Origin of the sequence: Trinickia violacea (assembly GCF_005280735.1) — a bacterium.
Lineage (GTDB): Bacteria > Pseudomonadota > Gammaproteobacteria > Burkholderiales > Burkholderiaceae > Trinickia_A > Trinickia_A violacea.
On the sequence record NZ_CP040077.1, the window covers coordinates 681,231 to 694,790 of the forward strand.

The 13,560-nt window shown below is 58.1% G+C and carries 13 protein-coding genes and 2 pseudogenes; 10 read left to right on the forward strand and 5 right to left on the reverse strand.

The features are described 5' to 3' along the window. Positions 1–6 precede the first annotated feature (6 nt). Positions 7–792, reverse strand: coding sequence for a COG4705 family protein (locus FAZ95_RS02995; RefSeq protein ID WP_137331091.1), 786 nt, complete (start codon positions 790–792; stop codon positions 7–9). 246 nt (positions 793–1,038) lie between these two features. On the opposite strand from FAZ95_RS02995, the gene FAZ95_RS03000 reads away from it, so the two are divergent. Together FAZ95_RS03000 and FAZ95_RS39860 are read left to right on the forward strand one after the other, a co-directional pair. Continuing rightward, a complete protein-coding gene (locus FAZ95_RS03000; protein ID WP_137331092.1) occupies positions 1,039–2,112 on the forward strand; it encodes an LpxL/LpxP family acyltransferase in 1,074 nt (357 codons plus the stop codon). A gap of 10 nt (positions 2,113–2,122) precedes the next feature. Then, a pseudogene (locus tag FAZ95_RS39860) lies at positions 2,123–2,461 on the forward strand (MFS transporter); the annotation flags it as partial. A gap of 234 nt (positions 2,462–2,695) precedes the next feature. Here the strand turns inward: FAZ95_RS39860 and FAZ95_RS03010 are convergent. The 3 genes from FAZ95_RS03010 to FAZ95_RS40620 all read right to left on the reverse strand — a co-directional run bounded on the left by FAZ95_RS03010 (position 2,696) and on the right by FAZ95_RS40620 (position 7,194). Beyond that, the gene (locus FAZ95_RS03010) at positions 2,696–3,601 is read right to left on the reverse strand and encodes a TIR domain-containing protein (RefSeq protein ID WP_175425505.1); all 906 of its coding nucleotides are present in this window, start codon (positions 3,599–3,601) and stop codon (positions 2,696–2,698) included. 425 nt (positions 3,602–4,026) lie between these two features. Beyond that, positions 4,027–6,036 carry a site-specific integrase gene (locus FAZ95_RS03015; RefSeq protein ID WP_137331095.1) on the reverse strand — a complete coding sequence of 670 codons (2,010 nt, stop codon included), beginning with the start codon at positions 6,034–6,036 and terminating at the stop codon, positions 4,027–4,029. Positions 6,037–6,954: 918 nt separating this feature from the next. Then, positions 6,955–7,194, reverse strand: coding sequence for a helix-turn-helix domain-containing protein (locus tag FAZ95_RS40620; RefSeq protein ID WP_137331096.1), 240 nt, complete (start codon positions 7,192–7,194; stop codon positions 6,955–6,957). Between the two features lie 348 nt (positions 7,195–7,542). Between FAZ95_RS40620 and FAZ95_RS03025 the strand changes: the two genes are divergently transcribed. The 7 genes from FAZ95_RS03025 (at position 7,543) to FAZ95_RS03055 (ending at position 12,286) form a co-directional block, all read left to right on the forward strand. After that, positions 7,543–8,001 (forward strand): hypothetical protein, encoded by a 459-nt coding sequence (locus FAZ95_RS03025; RefSeq protein ID WP_137331097.1) that lies wholly within the window; start codon positions 7,543–7,545, stop codon positions 7,999–8,001. A gap of 80 nt (positions 8,002–8,081) precedes the next feature. Beyond that, positions 8,082–8,561, forward strand: coding sequence for a hypothetical protein (locus FAZ95_RS03030; RefSeq protein ID WP_175425507.1), 480 nt, complete (start codon positions 8,082–8,084; stop codon positions 8,559–8,561). A gap of 557 nt (positions 8,562–9,118) precedes the next feature. Further along, positions 9,119–9,607: an HAD domain-containing protein gene (locus tag FAZ95_RS03040; RefSeq protein WP_254699792.1), complete on the forward strand. Its 489-nt coding sequence runs from the start codon at positions 9,119–9,121 to the stop codon at positions 9,605–9,607. Further along, positions 9,604–9,813: a BPSL0761 family protein gene (locus FAZ95_RS03045; protein WP_137331100.1), complete on the forward strand. Its 210-nt coding sequence runs from the start codon at positions 9,604–9,606 to the stop codon at positions 9,811–9,813. The genes FAZ95_RS03040 and FAZ95_RS03045 overlap by 4 nt, the downstream gene beginning before the upstream one ends. Positions 9,814–10,092: 279 nt before the next feature. Beyond that, positions 10,093–10,350, forward strand: coding sequence for a helix-turn-helix domain-containing protein (locus tag FAZ95_RS40625; RefSeq protein ID WP_367872591.1), 258 nt, complete (start codon positions 10,093–10,095; stop codon positions 10,348–10,350). A 256-nt stretch (positions 10,351–10,606) separates the two neighbouring features. Further along, positions 10,607–10,855, forward strand: coding sequence for a type II toxin-antitoxin system ParD family antitoxin (locus tag FAZ95_RS40630; protein ID WP_367872593.1), 249 nt, complete (start codon positions 10,607–10,609; stop codon positions 10,853–10,855). Between the two features lie 132 nt (positions 10,856–10,987). Further along, entirely contained in the window at positions 10,988–12,286 is a 1,299-nt protein-coding gene (locus FAZ95_RS03055) for a type II toxin-antitoxin system HipA family toxin (protein WP_254699793.1), read from the forward strand. Between the two features lie 93 nt (positions 12,287–12,379). On the opposite strand, the gene FAZ95_RS03060 is transcribed toward FAZ95_RS03055, so the two are convergent. Continuing rightward, a complete protein-coding gene (locus tag FAZ95_RS03060; RefSeq protein ID WP_137331103.1) occupies positions 12,380–12,631 on the reverse strand; it encodes a hypothetical protein in 252 nt (83 codons plus the stop codon). Positions 12,632–12,944: 313 nt separating this feature from the next. On the opposite strand from FAZ95_RS03060, the pseudogene FAZ95_RS03065 reads away from it, so the two are divergent. Further along, positions 12,945–13,395, forward strand: a pseudogene (locus tag FAZ95_RS03065) (DNA polymerase ligase N-terminal domain-containing protein); the annotation flags it as partial. Positions 13,396–13,560 lie beyond the last annotated feature (165 nt).

Below are 13,560 nucleotides of genomic sequence, written 5' to 3' on the forward strand. Positions count from 1 at the left end.
GGGAGGTTATTGAATGGCTTGCGCGTTGCGGCGGCCACCGGTGCTGAACTGCTCGACGGCCACCAGCATCACGATCACGGTCAGGAAGAGGGCGCTGGTGCACATCGCGCCCATGCCGACGCCGCCGTAGGTCTTGGCCTGCGTCAGCAAATCGCCGAGCGCGGCGCCGAAGGGGCGCGTCAGGATGTAGCCGAGCCAGAAGGTCAGCACGGCATTGCCGCCCATGCGCCAGGCCGCATACGTGAGGGCAATCAGCGCGCCGAACGACACGGCGCCCCAGGCGAAGCCAAGGCTCAGGGCTTCGGTCGCCAGGTCGCCTGCCGCCGTGCCGAGCGCAAACGTGCAGAGGATGGCGGCCCAATAAAACAGCTCGCGGCTGCGCGTGACGATGTCGTGAATGGAGAGCGTGCGCTCCACGCGAAACCAGACCGCGAAGATGACGGCGAGCGCCAGGGCAAACGCCGATGTGCTGACGTACAAGCTGACGCCGAGACCATCGGTGAGCAAGTCGGTGATCTGGGTGCCGACGACGCTAACCAGGACGACCGTCAGCCAGTAAATCCAAGGTGTGTAGCGGCGCGTGCGCAACTGCGCGAAGAGGGCGGCGGCCAGCAGTGCGCCCATGACCGCGCGAGTCATGCCTTGGCCCCAGCCGGCATTGACCGCCAGAAAGTCGGCGCCCGTTTCGCCGACCGTGGTGGACATGATCTTGATGATCCAAAAGGACAGGGCGATTTCGGGGACTTTGCTTGGCCAGCTTGTCGGTGGGGATGTCGTCGATAGCGCGTTCATCGTGGTCTCTCTGTCGAGATGATTGGGATGGGCGCAAGTGTGGCAAGACAGGCTTAGGGCAGTCATAGGGCGATGACTGCGTTTGGGGATTGGGTGGGCTTGTATCAGGATTGCCTGAATTTTTATGTCAGCGAATGTCGCGCAGCCTCGCTTTGCACGAAAAGCCGGCGTTAGCAGTCAATATGCGATTTCGCGACGCACTCGACTGAGAATCCCGAATTCGGTGTGTCACGCAAGGAAAAAGGAATGATCAGCTCCACAATCCACGAGCCCGTGCTCGTCCCACCGATCCGCACCGACGCTATCACGCCACTGCCGCGTGGGCGCGGAGACATCCAAACCGCAGTCGTGAACCTCGTCGACCGCCTGGCGCCGGCTGTCCCCGTGGCACGTCAGCCATCTCTCGCGCGAGACATTGCTGAAGTCATCGCCAGCGGGCCGAGTTCAATGGTCGACAACATGTTCCTTCGCCAAAGCATCATCCGCGGTGGCACCGCGACAAATGACCATGTGATCGAGGGGCTGGCAGCCTGGGTCACCGTCCTCTTCGATCTCAGCAACTTGCGCCACGACAGATGCAGAGCGCTGGACGTCGAGGTCGATATCCCCGACGAGGCTCTGGACCGTCTCGCTCGGGTTCTGTCGAAATCATGTAACGGCTGCATCCTTGCGGTCCCCCACATAGGCAGCATCGAACTGTTCGTGGCGCATCTCATCGATCGAGGATTCAACATCGGCTTCGTCTATTCGATCGGGCATAAGCCGACGCCCACCGAACGCTGGATTTATGCAGGTCGGCATGCCGCTCGCGGAACACCGATAGCGATTGGGCGAAGGCACACCGGAGCCGAGATTTCGAAGGCTCTGAAGAACAATGATGTCGTATTGATGGTCGTGGATGTCTACCCAAGCGCCAAATACAAAGGAATCGTTGCCATGGCGCATGATGCCGAGTTCAACTATCCGCCTGGACCCGCGAGGTATGCGCGGTCCGGAACGCCGATCCTTGCGGGCTTTGCAACGCGCCGGGACGCGCAGGGCTTTTCGATGAACATTCTCGATCCGATCGAGTACCACGCATCGATGCCTAAGCATTCTGCGGCTTCCGATCTCACCCAAAGGCTCGCCACCACTATCGCCGAGTTCACTGCAGAGCGGCCGGAGGCGTATTGGCTCTGGCATCCGATCCCCCATGATCCGTTTCTGGCCGTAGCGCAACGTCAGCGGCCTGACCTCCTGAACTCGGCGGCCGCGACGATCGAGGACGACGAAGCGACCGCGTTGGAGGTGGATGCGGTGAACTCGACGTTGATGGTGTGACCCGCCGGACATGAGCCGGCCGCTGGTCGTGATCTTTGCCACCGTCGCGCTCGACGCGGCGGGCATCGCGCTGATCTTTCCGATCCTGCCGAGTCTGCTCCGCTCGATGAGCGGCACGGACGAGGTGTCCTCGCTGTTCGGCGCGCTGCTCGCGCTGTACGCGTTGATGCAGTTTGTCTTCGCGCCCGTCCTCGGTGTTCTGTCGGATCGTTACGGCCGCCGGCCGGTGCTGCTCATGTCCCTCGCGGGCGCGGCCGTGGACTATTTGATCATGGCGTTCACGCCGCATCTTTGGATGCTGTTCGCCGGCCGTGCTTGCTGTGACAGAGGCATAACGCGGCCTGGCGGGGTGCCGCGAGAAGCGAGCCCGGAAAAGAAAAAAGCCGCTGAACCTTTCGGATCAGCGGCTTTTTGCATTTGGTGGCGAATCAGGGATTCGCGGCTCGTGAACTGGGAGCCATGTCCAGTCTGGCTTTGCGGCTGCTACACAACTTCAGCATAGCAGGTCCGGGTAGCAGCCGCGCCTGGATTTACAATCGGTTTGAGAGATACTTCTCGCGGCGCTTCCGGCGTCGGACGTTATTTACATCTTCTCACGGTATTCGCGGGGCCGACCTCCGTCCCACGCGCACGAATAGGTCCACGTCGCGAGCTTGTCGCTTGTCGCAAGTGCATTGAGCTGAGTTGCGTGCGTGACGGGGTCGGTATCGGGCTCGTATGCAACCCACGCATTCACGGATTCACCGGGATAGAGGTGACAGACAGATTTGTAGTCGTCCAGCGTTCTGTCGTGTTTTACACCCGTGTGAAACTCCGGCTTGTGAACGCTCGCACCGCGCTTGCCATAGATGTTGGCAAGTTTGCACGGCACATGCTTACCAAAGTCAAATTCGAGCGACTCGACGACCACCGGCCAGTTCGTATTGTTAGAAACGTTGAAGAACAGCTTCGTTTTATACGTGATATTCACGCCCGTATCTGATTTATCCTGGAAGAATACCTTCTTGCCCGTTATATCGAGTCGCTGCGTGGACCAATCAGTCTTCTGGATGGCCGACTTGATGAGAAACGCCGGGTTAGCCCCCGCTGCAATGCTCTCGTCTTTTGCCCAGTCGTGGTCGTAAGCTATGGACGTAAAACCAAGAAGGTCACTAGCGATGTGGAAGGGCTTCTCCGTGCCGCGCGGGGTAACGATAAACACTCGGTTCCGCCCATGCACGCCCATGAACAAACCGGCTTCAAAAAGCACATTGTCGCGCGCTACCGCGTACTCCGTTTCTCTAATTTTGGCAACGTCGTCTGGTGAAAACACGAATACCGCGAAATCCTTCCTTGCGAACTCTTCGAGCAACGAGTCAATTGTCATTCCGCTGGCAGGAAAAGTCGCCGGCCAAGGGACCGCATGCGCAGCGTAGTCCAGACTAGCGGCAATTCCTTGAGCGAAATCAAGGCCCTCAACCGAGGAACCGATAAAGACTTTGGGCTTCAAGACGGCTTCTCTCCTTCGTTTATTGTTGCTTTCGATTTTCGGAGGCGTTGCAAGCCTCTCGTAGCTTGTGGCGTAACCGGATGCATTTTGCCACGGAAAGAAGTCGAGCCCTGCGGGCAACAGGGGAGGAACGTCGGTGACTTGCTAGGACCTTCGGAGTCTTGAGACCGTGTGACGTGGGGCCCGTCGAGGAGGGTTGCTTCGAATGCCAGCAACCGAGCCGACGCGCTACGTCGCCTCGACGTACGTGCTGCGTGAGAATGCACGGAGGTGAGCAGCCGCGGCTGTTACACATTCTCTGTATAGCGGCCCGGGGTGGTAGCGTCCAGGAAATCAAGCAAAAGCCGTCCGTTCTGCACGGAACAGACGGCTTTGGGTGACAACATCTAGACAGGCGAAGCGCGCCACATGCGTGAATGGCCGCTTCAGTTCTTCATCGCGTGGCCCACTGCATTTAAATGCTCCTCGAAGCGGGCGAAGGCTTCATCCTGTCTAAGGTGAGCGTAGTCCTTCAAGACGGTTTCGAGTTTGTCATGAAGGAGTTGGGCCGCCGTGAGAAAGTCATTGGGGTGCGTCCGCAACCAGTCGGTTGCCACAAGGTGACGAACCGCGTGCGGGCCAAAGCCAGGCGTTTCCGGTATGTGACGCTGCGTAATTTGAAATACGTGCTTGTTCAAGCCGTGAAAGGTATTGCCTGTTTGTCCGGGGAAGACCTTGGCACACGCAGGATTATCTCTCACGAGACGTGGCCGGTAATCGAACAGGTATTCCTCGATTCGGTCACTCAAGGCACTGGGAAGCGGCGCGTCGTAATCTGTTTTTTTGGCGTGCCGGTCATTCTTGAAATCGCCGGCACTGAATCTCAAGCGCCATTGTCCGTTCTCACGTTGATAGAGCGAGCCCGTGCCGTTTTCGTTCCACGTCATCAGTTTGAAGTTGCGTGACCGAAGCGGATTCGCCATGAGCATTGACAGAAGAAGTGCATCCCGCTTGTATCTCGCTTCGGCCAAACTGCCAGGCGCCGCTTGGGCTGCCAGTTGGTCGAGTTCATCGACGGCACGCACCAGAGGCCCAAGCGGCTCGGCCAGATTGAGCAGGCCCTGGATAGGCTCGTAAGGCTTACGGGAAGTATCTTTGGCATCTTGCATCCAACGTCGGTAAAGCCGATAAGCGTTGGCACAGGTAACTCCCCAACTGTCGCTGAGTGTTCCGTCGGGCAGCTTTTTCGCGAAGTCTGGTTGTTGGGTCAGATACCCTGTCTGCGGGTGGGTCATAGACGCGCCCATCTTGCAAAAGTTTTCGTGACCTTTATGAATCAGGCCACCTGAGCGGTCGCTTTTGAAATCGAGGTAGCTGTCGATGGCTTTGGGAACAGCCAGCCACGCGAGCGTTTGCGCATCGTTAAGCGCAACACCGCGGCCACCCCGGTCTTTGGGGAGCGCCAGAAAGCCGTCAAAACTGCGAAACATGTTCATCGTGATTTTGGCGGCTACGCATCCCCTGTTGCCACGGAGTGCATAAGGCGGAAGCTTCTCTACAATCTTCTCAAGGGGGAGCACTCGCCAGGACCCTCGGGTTGAGCGCTCAAGGCGAGGGGTTCGTTCGGTCTTGTAGTCGTACAAGTCGTCCCACTCCTTGAGGCAATCTGTCGTCAACTGGCTCCCATGCAAGATGTATTGATTCTTAGTGTTTTCACGCTGCCGTTCTCGGTAGGCAATCTTGATTTTGTGAATCTGAGAACTTCGAGCCTGTGCTTCGCGCGATATCTGTGGGACCAAGGCGAGTAGTGCGTCTCGCGGCATCCCCAGTTCAGCCTCGATGCGATGAACGGATGGAAATGCCCGGCGGTTCGGGAACGCACCCTTCATCCAGCGTTGGATGGCCGGCATAGACGCGCCGGCTCGCCTGGCGATTGTCTTGGGCGCAAGTCCTGAAGCGGAGATTGCTTCGCGAAGTTTCAGGTGGAAGCTGCTGGACGACGTCGCGGCCACCGATTCCAGGGCTGCGGCGTCGAGTGAAATGGGTTGGCGGGCATCCATCAGACTACGCTGCCAGGCACGAAGATGGCTGCGTCGGTCGCTTTTGGTTCGAGGCGCCACGCTCAATGAGTCCAAATACGCTTGAAGTTTGTCGTCGAAGCTGTGCAGCATCTCCCGTCCAACCGATGAATCTTCGGTTTTGCCGAAGAAGGCGAGAAACGAGTGAAGCGTGGAGAGATGGTTTCTGAAGACTTGAGTCTCCGTCGAGTCGGGCGAATCGATGCTTCCAAGTAACTCGTATTTCCGGCGGGTGATGACTTCGCGATAGGTTTGTTGCATTTCCGGTTCAGGTTGACCCTCGAAGAGCTGCCATGAGTCGCTTTCGCCTTCGTTATGGCATAGCTTGACGTGGTAACGAACATTATGTAAGTCACTGAAATTGCGGTGCTTTTTCATACCGCCTCCGTCCACTTGGGTAAAAGCCTAGTGGCGACCCGTCCGTTACACTGGTTTTGCATTCGAGAAGATGTTGATGGTCACCTGTTTACCTACGTCGTTTATATTCACAGGGCGAACTGGCCCTTCAAACGGCGTCGACTCTCTGAGCGTCGAATATGACGAGGCAACACAGAGGATTACCCCATCCGCCTCACGTCTCTGCGCTCGACCGTCGTCACCATCAATCCAGGACAGCATTGAGTGCGGCGATGGTAGCTACAAAGGATTGTGAGAAGGAGCCGCAGACCGGCAATGACAGGAGATGTCTATTGAGAACTCGCGATGCCGCGTGTATTACTGCCGCGCGCTCGATTTAGCCGACGGAAACTTGACCCGCTGCGCGGGCATAACCGTCGTTTGATGTCTCCGAAACTCTATGCTGGTGTGTAAGCTGAAAACAGCCTCGCGTAATGGCCTTCAATTACGGGGATGGTTGGCTTTGTGATGACTTTGGCGAGAGAAGAGCTTTAGCGTTTGAACCAAGTGCTATACGGCGGATGACTTCAATCAGATATCATGCCGGCCACACTTTCCTCGACGCCAACGACCTCGGCAAACTCCTCGGCCTGTCGGTCCGCACCGTCCGCTTGCGAGCAAAACATCGCCCCTGGTTGCTTCCACCGCGCGCGCAACTATACGACCGCGAACTCTTTCGCTGGCGCCAGGACGTTGTCGAGGCCTGGCTTGCGACCTCGAACGCCTAGTTATCAAGGAAGCCAGCTACCGGCGCCCCAACGCACGAACGCCACCACTCACGACGAGTGACGACAACTGTCGGTCGCCCGTGGTGCAAAACCTAAGTTAATGGACCCACTGTCCGTTGAAAAGGAAACCATTTCGTGTGTCTTGCCAATGCGACGGCGGGACGCGGTCGGACTAGCGGCTGGGATTGGTCTCCAGCAGGTCTTCGGCTCGGCGAAACAGAATAGATAGCGGAACTCCGAGAGCTTTCGACACAGTCTCCATAGTATCCATGTTGGCAGGCCGTAAGCCGCGCTCAAGTGCGCTCAAGGCGGACAAGTGAACGTTAGCCAACTCGGCGAGCTCCGCTTGCGTCAAATTTCTCGCCTTGCGTTCCGAGCTTACTGAGAGGCCGAAGGCCTTCCTTAACAACATGCAATTTTTTAGAAGATTCTGTGGTGCGCACAGTTTTCCGTCAAAAGGTACTTGCGTACAGAGCGCAAAAGATTAAAATGTGTCGTAAAAGACGTATTTCAGTTCTCGGGGCCGTGTCTTGAGGTACTCGATGCCCCTCAAAAGTTGACTGAAAGTTTTGCTGTGTCCTGCTGCGCGACAAGCTCAGCGAGTCAATGGAAGGGGCGAAACGAATTCGGAAAGTGCTTCCCCGCTTGCCAGCGGAGAGGTCAAGCAAATCGAAGACTCCACGAATCTGAAACGGAGAGCTGGATGGAACCCGTGTGTCTAAATTACGCGCCTGCCACCACGCGAACAAGGATGTCTCGCGTGGGCGCCTATATCACCGTCGATATCGACGGCGAAAAGTACCGTCTCTCCCCGCACGAGATGCCGGGTGAAATAGAGTGGCGCATCGACCTAATTCGCTGGCTCATCGCCAGAACCTTCCACCGTCTCTCGACCTTGCCCTCAGATGGTCGGATTAAGGCTCTCGTCCAGATTGAAGACGAGCTAATCCGGAAGACAAATCTCCATCCGATTGAAGCTCGTGCGGTCGCGGAAGGTGCGCTACTTACCTTGGACGATGTGGACGCGGAAGACATGCCGGCACTTAAGGCGGGAACACCGCTGTTCGATGCACATGTGAAAAGCGAAGGCGACATTCTCATGGGCCGCTACCTGTCGCTAGTAAAGCAGTACGGTCGAAGCAAGGGGCCGGAATCCCAGGAGAAGAACCCAGGCGCGCTGGCTACGGACTGGAACTGGGCACAGTTCCTCGACTGGTAGCGCTGAGCGGCAAGAACGCACTGTCGCCTCCATGGCGATGTGCTCCAACGGGCACCGAACAGGAAGGAGTCCTTGAGCACATGGACCACTTCCCTTTCGGGAGCAGACATATGCTCGAGCGGCTAGCACCGATGCTCTACATCCCCGTGGGATTTGCGCTGGTAGGGTGGTTGCTCGGTCAGCTAATACGCGGCCGCCGCCCGCGGATTGAAAAGGAGCGGCCTCGCCTTGCTCTAAGCACAGCGTATTTGCGTGATGCACACAATAGACAGCTTTCGAACCACACGCGGGTCCGATGCACCTTCGAATCGGTCTATTTTTGCTGCTGCGAAATCGCCGACACGCATGGGCTGAGCGTAGCGGGCATGGAGCATCCAAGCAACGATGTGGTGACGGTTGCCCTGTCAGCAATGAACGCATCGAACGACGACCGCCAAGCGGTCAAACTGCTCGCCGATTGGGCTACGGATGCAAATCCTTCGCTACCCAGCGTTACGGTGAAAGATGCTTGCAAGCTCGCTGAGCGCGTACACGCAAAGACCGTTTCCATGCTTTCGTGATTGAACGTTATGGCGTTTTCGAACTGGGAAAGACAGGCATGCTAAAGGTAACGGTTGAGCTGTGGCCAAACGGCCGAGAAAGTGGTCGCCGCGTAATAGCGACAGCGGACATCGGCCGAGTAGCAGATGGCGCGCACGCGGACTACAAAGTCAGACTCTCCGAAGTCGGCGTTGGCACCGCCGGCACGGGACACGTACGCGCGTACCCGAGATGGAGCGCGTCGGTTTGGGACCTTGTTGCGCGCAGTATCGCAACGGCGCTTGGTGGCAATGCCGACGAACTGCCACCGCGTCCGACGCTGCCGGATGTTCCTCTGCACACAACAGTCGATGGCACTCAATATGTGCGACTTCGCGAAATACCCGAGCCTGCCCGGACGCATTTTGCGCAGAGGCGCGAAGGCAGTGCGTGTCCATTGATAGCAGAGGACGCGGAGCCTCGGGGCTGCGCGTACGCGCATGATTGGTTTCACTTTTTGCAAGGTTAAATGCCGACAGGACTACCGAGAACAATGCTGTCCTTACCACCACCGCGGCGGACTGGCGGCGTAGTCCTCATGCTTGACTTTGACGGTGTTTTGCATCCTCAATCCGTCTATTTTTACTACAAACGCGGGCCGGTTTTGGCCGACGCACCCGGCCACGTGCTGTTCGAGCACATCGAGTTGCTGGAAAGCGTGTTGGAGCCATACCCGCAAGTGCGCATCGTGCTTTCAACGAGCTGGGTTCGCCGGTACCGAGGAAGCATCGCTCGGGTGTCGCGTCGGCTGACGCCGGCTCTGCGGTCAAGAGTGATTGGCGCCACGTATCACTCACGAATGGACCGGACTGCATTCGGCGAAACACCGAGAGGTATGCAGATATGGCAGGACGTTCTGCGCCGAAAACCGTCTGCGTGGCTCGCGCTAGATGATGACGATGAGGGATGGCCTTCGTGGTGCCGAGACAACTTGGTGCGCACCGACGAGATGCTCGGTATCAGCGAGCCCCGCGTGCTTGCAGAATTGCAAGCGAAACTGGCGGCGATGCACAGGGAGCGAGAATGACCGTCCCTTACGAACGCACCCAAGCAGTACTTCGCTCGCGCGACTTGCTCAGGAAGTTGGCTGCTGGTGAACACATTGATGCAGATACGCTGCGCCGCCGCGCATCGTCGTTGCTTAGGCACTTCCCCACGCCCATCGACATCGCCGTATCCGCTGATGCCTTGCCATCGGTCTGGGCAGCCGTGGACGCAAAGTGGTACGAGTAACCTTCATGCGTATCACTGCCTGGCGGGATGTCGAACGATGCGCCTGCCGTGCACGCTGAAAGCTCGCGCTCATGGGCGTGTTTCTGTCGCGCAACGCGTTCTGCCGGAAAAGAGGAATTTCCCACGCGAAACTCGTCCAAGACGAGCGGAAAGGCACTGTATTCGCAGCGCAAGTTGGCGGCAGGCGGCTCTATCCCGCAGTCCTCGCTAACAGGTCGCTTGACCGGCGCCGTCTTATCAGCTCACCGCATCTACTCGACGAACTCAGAGCGAAATTATATGAGATGCACGTGCAAGCAGGGTGATTGGCTTTCGGTGGCAGACGTCGCGCGGTTGCTGAACGTATCGCGAGGCTATGTGCGCAAGAAATTGATGCGCAAGCACGTACTGCGTCCGGTCATCGTGCGACGCGGCCGGAAGTTTGCATTGCGAGGAACAGTGGAGAGGTACCACCGCATGCACCAGCGTATTGGGCTCAAAGCGCTACGCGAGATGGCGTGTGTGCAGCAAGAGGCGGGAGCGTATGACATCAACTGACCGCGTTTTGCGGCAGAACTCCGAATGGCGCGGACGTCGAAGGCGGCGCCAGTTGGTACGCCGTGGAGAGCTTTTGTCGCCAAGGCTGTTTTGTCGGAGGTCGGGCATCTCGCGCAGCCGTCTGCTGCAGCTCTGGCGGCGACGCGAGGTATTTTCCGTTGTTGTTGGCAAGAAACAATATCTGCCTGCTGCTCTTGCGGACAGGTCACTGGACCGGCACCGTGTAGGGAAGCTTCTTCGACGACTGCCATCGGGCATGTCACCAATTGCGAGATATCTTTTTATTGTCGGTCGTCGTGGTTCGCTTGGCGACAAATCGCTACTGCAGTCAACGCGCCGGGCAAAGCGGTTTCGTGTCGCCCTGAGGATTGCCGACAACGAGGCAGATGCAGATAGGCTGCAGAGGGCGCTAAAGGCCGGCGAAAGGTCCGGACCGGCTTCGCCGTTCGACGGCCAGTCTTTCTTGCGGCATACGCGGGCTATCCATGTTTCGGAAGCCCCTTGATGCCAATCCCCCTCGCGGCGACTAATACCACCGTCTACTTGCACGCAGGTCAGTACCTGGCGCATGACCTTTTGTCGGCGATGTGACGTATTTATCCGTACGGCGATGACGCTTTGCTCAGGGAAGCGAAGCGTGAAGACTGGTGAGGTAAGTGTGCCAAATACGGCTGCTACGCGATTTGACGAGTTATTCCTCTGGATGCTCGAGGCCCCGACCTTGCCACGCCTGGTCGGAACACTCAGATTCGTCAACAATGGGGTCTCGCTGCGGTATGCGCAGCCCTGGCTGGAGCACGGATTTCCGCTAAGCGAGGACCTGCCGCTCGTTGACATGGAGTATCTGCCGCGCGACAAAGGCACGGCAGTCGGCGCGCTCGACGATGCGCATCCGGACCAATGGGGCGAACGCGTACTTCAGTTTATTGACCGGCCTAGTCGTTTGTCCCTGATGGAGTACCTGTATTTTGCCGGTGATGAGCGCTTTGGTGCCATGTCCGTCTCCACGTCTGCAACAGAATACCTACCCCGACGGGTCGGGCCACTTCCGGGGCTTCAAAGCGCGCAGCTCCTGAGTGAAATTGTCGCGAAGATAAACGCGAAAGAAGCAATCTCGGATATCGAACGCAAGCTGGTCACAGCGGGAGGTAGCTTTGGCGGAGCAAAACCCAAGGCACTGATTGAAATCGGCGGCGAGCAATGGCTCATCAAGTTTTTCAACAACGAGCCTATTGATGTGCCGCTTGTCGAGCACGCCACAATGACGCTTTGTGCAAAAGCAGACATCACTGTCGCCGAAACGCAGGTCATACCGCTGATTGGCGAAAATGCCATCGCTGTGTGGCGATTTGACCGCAAAGGTACTGCGCGAATCCACTGCATTTCGGCCGGAACGGCCTTGAAAGCGGCGGCGCCTGACACGCAGCCTGACCTAAGCTACCCTGCGCTAGCCCAACTCCTGCGTCGATTGGGCCCTGTCACCGAAGACAGAAATCTACGCGAGATGGCCGAACTGTTTCGTCGAATGGTCTTCAACATTCTGGTCGATAACACCGACGACCATGAAAAAAATCATTCCCTCTTTGTCACACCCAAAGCGGGTGAGGACGTTGCGGAAAGACGCGTAAACCGGCTTAGCGTGACCCCTGCCTATGACGTGGTTCCCACGAACTCAGGGCAAGGCAGACACGAATTCGGCATCGGCGACGATGGTCGCGAGGCGACGCTCGCCAACGCGATGTCTCAATGCAACCTGTTCGGACTCTCATCCGCTGAGGCAGCGGCCGAAGTGTTGAGGGTCATCGCGGTGGTGGATGGCTGGAAACAACATTTCATCGCCTGCGGCGTCACTCAGGCGGATATCCAGGAACTCGAGCAGCGCATCGACGGCGACGACTTGTTCTCGCAGCGACGCAGCTTCAAGGTTGACGAGTAGGCAGGCGAGCATTTGGAACTCATCGAAGCGCCAATCTTGGGAACCGATTTTGGGGAGAGTCTCGGCGGCGGCTGCCCGCTTGGCGCAGCACCTTCACACGCCAATGCGTTCTGCTGTCAACTTCCGACTGTTGGCGGCAGGGGGAAACACCCACCACGTACCGTCATGGTGGCGAAAGAAGAACAGTGCGCGCGTGCCACCCCATGATGATGTCTCGACGCAGGCATAACGTGTTCCGCTCCAACGCGTCCGGCCGAAATCGGTCACGTGAACGGTTGCTGCGGGAGCGGGTGCGAGCCATTTTTCGACCTGGCAGCGAAGCGACATGTCACGCATAGTCTTCATGTTCCGCTCCAGCAAATCTAGGAACGACACCCATACGGCACCGTGCGGGCTGTGAGTGGGCTCAGCAGCGTAGCTCGATAGACGCGAGTGTAGCGTTGGGGGGCGCGATGTGATTTGGCGAATCGAAGCCGACTTGCGGTGCTGTTCAACGAATTGCACTCGGCCCGCTGCGTCGGTAGATGAGCGATGCGAGCGTTGCGTCAGCAGTGCACGAAAGCCTTACACCGAATCACGCTGTTTGCTGAGCGTCAGACGAACTCGCGGCGCAACGCCGTCGCCGACCGTCGAGCACGCACGGCGTTACACTGGGACCATGGCCACCACTTCCGACCGGACACTCCCGCCATTGTTTCGCTACCGGGACAAGCGTGATTTCAATCTCACGCCAGAGCCGGCGCCAGCGACCGAACCCGAATCGCCCATTGGCGAGCATCGGGCATTCGTGGTGCAAAAGCATTGGGCTGGCCGACTGCACTATGACTTCCGACTCGAACTGGATGGAGTCCTGCTGTCCTGGGCCGTTCCGAAAGGTCCCTGCTACGACCCGAAGGAGAAGCGGATGGCGATTCACGTCGAAGACCATCCGGTCGACTACGCGAGCTTTGAAGGCACGATTCCTCCGAAGCAGTATGGCCGGCACGGTAATCGTGTGGGACCACGGTACGTGGGAGCCGGTCGGTGACCCGCACGATGGGATGAAAGCGGGCAAGCTCGTTTTCAGACTCCACGGTGAAAAGCTGGCCGGCCTGTGGGAGCTGGTGCGTGGCTTTCTGCCTACGCTGCTGACTGCGCGGTATACCCGTGGTGCATCAAGCACCTACGATGCGTGTCCGCGGGTCGTCCACAGCCTTGCCACAAAATCTGGGGGTACGTCGCTGGTGGTCGCACGGTGTTAGTCGTTATGCAGGCGAGGTACAGCCGGGCTCGTG

Coding starts and splice junctions, on each gene's coding strand:
- FAZ95_RS02995 (WP_137331091.1), bottom strand. CDS start 792: ATGAACGCGCTATCGACGACATCCCCACCGACAAGCTGGCCAAGCAAA.
- FAZ95_RS03000 (WP_137331092.1), top strand. CDS start 1,039: ATGATCAGCTCCACAATCCACGAGCCCGTGCTCGTCCCACCGATCCGC.
- FAZ95_RS03015 (WP_137331095.1), bottom strand. CDS start 6,036: ATGAAAAAGCACCGCAATTTCAGTGACTTACATAATGTTCGTTACCAC.
- FAZ95_RS40620 (WP_137331096.1), bottom strand. CDS start 7,194: ATGTTGTTAAGGAAGGCCTTCGGCCTCTCAGTAAGCTCGGAACGCAAG.
- FAZ95_RS03030 (WP_175425507.1), top strand. CDS start 8,082: ATGGACCACTTCCCTTTCGGGAGCAGACATATGCTCGAGCGGCTAGCA.
- FAZ95_RS03040 (WP_254699792.1), top strand. CDS start 9,119: ATGCTTGACTTTGACGGTGTTTTGCATCCTCAATCCGTCTATTTTTAC.
- FAZ95_RS03045 (WP_137331100.1), top strand. CDS start 9,604: ATGACCGTCCCTTACGAACGCACCCAAGCAGTACTTCGCTCGCGCGAC.
- FAZ95_RS40625 (WP_367872591.1), top strand. CDS start 10,093: ATGAGATGCACGTGCAAGCAGGGTGATTGGCTTTCGGTGGCAGACGTC.
- FAZ95_RS40630 (WP_367872593.1), top strand. CDS start 10,607: ATGTCACCAATTGCGAGATATCTTTTTATTGTCGGTCGTCGTGGTTCG.
- FAZ95_RS03060 (WP_137331103.1), bottom strand. CDS start 12,631: ATGAAGACTATGCGTGACATGTCGCTTCGCTGCCAGGTCGAAAAATGG.